Here is a 1,206-nt window from a genome sequence, read left to right on the forward strand (position 1 = left end):
TGACCTGCTCCCCTGATTGTCCGCATTCAAAAGTTAGCTCTGTTCACGGTGTGATCTGTTTTGAACTGGGCTGCAAATTCGTATGGGGTAAGCCCATCGAGGCTGGTATGCGGTCTGTTCAGGTTGTAGTCGATCCTCCAGTTTTCAATGATGTCCCGGGCATGGCGATAGCTTCGGAACAGATGCTCATTGAGGCATTCGTCCCTCAGGCGCCCATTGAAGCTTTCAACGAAGCCGTTCTGCATCGGTTTGCCCGGAGCGATGTAGTGCCATTCAACGCTACGGTCCTGCTGCCATTTGAGCATGGCGTTTGACGTGAGTTCGGTGCCGTTGTCGCTGACCACCATCAAGGGATAGCGGCCACGACGTTCAGCGATCCCATCCAGTTCCCGTGCGACCCGGGCTCCGGATATCGAGTTATCGACCACCGTTGCCAGACATTCCCGGCTGAAGTCATCAATGACACATAGGATACGGAACCGGCGCCCATCCATCAGGGCATCGGAGACAAAGTCGAGGGACCAGCGCTGATCGGCAGCCTGTGGCACGGCCATCGGTGCTCGCGTTCCCAGGGCTCGTTTCCGGCCGCCGCGCTTGCGCACTGTGAGACGCTCTTCCCGGTAGATCCGGTAGACCTTCTTCCAGTTGGCCTCGATGCCTTCGCGCTTCAGCAGGATGTGCAGCCGGCGATAACCAAACCGCCTGCGCTCCGAGGCCAGTTCCTTAAGCCTCTGGCGTAGGCCATTATCATCGGGTCTCGTAGACCGATAGCGGTACACACGCGGATCGATGCCGACCAGCCCGCAGGCGCGTCGTTGCGAATATCCCCTGGTCTCAATTGCCCAGCTCACGGCACTCCTCCTTGAGCCAGGCGTCAGAAGTTTTTTCCGAGCATCTCGCGAAGTGTCGACACATCCATCATCGACTCCGCGAGCAGCTTCTTCAGTTTGGCGTTCTCTTCTTCGAGAGACTTCAGCCGTTTGGCCTCAGACACCTCCATGCCACCATACTTTGAACGCCACTTATAAAAAGTCGCATCGCTGACGCCGTATTTGCGGCAAAGCTCAGCGGCCGACAGACCAGCCTGATGCTCTTTCAAAATGCCAATGATCTGTTCTTCAGAGAACCTGGATCGCTTCATCGTCTGTTTCCTTAAATTGGGAACAGACTAACCTCAAAACGAGGAACTTTCAGGGGAGCAGGTCA

Annotated in this window: 1 protein-coding gene; it reads right to left on the bottom strand. The window is 56.1% G+C overall.

From position 1 onward, the window contains the following. Window positions 1–26 precede the first annotated feature (26 nt). Window positions 27–1,141 (bottom strand): IS3 family transposase gene (locus V1T76_RS29010; protein WP_330564141.1). Its coding sequence is split into 2 segments (ribosomal slippage): window positions 27–886 and window positions 886–1,141, totalling 1,116 coding nucleotides; the frame shifts between segments, so codons are not numbered across the junction. Window positions 1,142–1,206 lie beyond the last annotated feature (65 nt).

The sequence above is a fragment of the Roseibium sp. FZY0029 genome (assembly GCF_036350355.1).
Taxonomy (GTDB): domain Bacteria; phylum Pseudomonadota; class Alphaproteobacteria; order Rhizobiales; family Stappiaceae; genus Roseibium.